Here is a 381-nt window from a genome sequence, read left to right as displayed (position 1 = left end):
TCGCTGCGACAACGTTGGATCGCCTGATATTTCAGGACGACTCCCTGGCAAAGAACGTTGCCGCTTCGCGTAAAAAATCCCGTTCCTTCTTCACCCGGGCCAGTTCGCGTTTGAGGCGGGCAACTTCTTCATCTCGAGGACTGCCAGTACCACTGAAGGCCTTCTGGCCAGCAGAATCAGCCTCACGCCGCCAACGAGTCAGCAGACTGGGGGCAATACCCAGTTCATGTGCAATCTGGGCACAGCTAACACCGGACTGCCGGGTTTGTTCAACAGCACCATGTTTGAACTCAGTACTGTACTTTCTTCTCTTCGACATAAACACTCCTTTTGCCCATTATCAGGCTTCTTTGAAGTGTCCGCAAAATCGGGGTAGAACCC

General features: G+C 53.0%; 1 pseudogene. It reads right to left on the bottom strand.

The features are described 5' to 3' along the window. Positions 1 to 319 (bottom strand): annotated as a pseudogene (locus LGT40_RS00225) (transposase); the annotation flags it as partial. Between the last annotated feature and the right edge of the window lie 62 nt (positions 320 to 381).

Source organism: Methylophaga pinxianii (genome assembly GCF_020447225.1).
GTDB classification, from domain to species: Bacteria; Pseudomonadota; Gammaproteobacteria; order Nitrosococcales; family Methylophagaceae; genus Methylophaga; species Methylophaga pinxianii.
The sequence above is the reverse complement of the archived record's forward strand: the minus strand, read 5'-3'. Positions and strand labels throughout refer to the sequence as shown.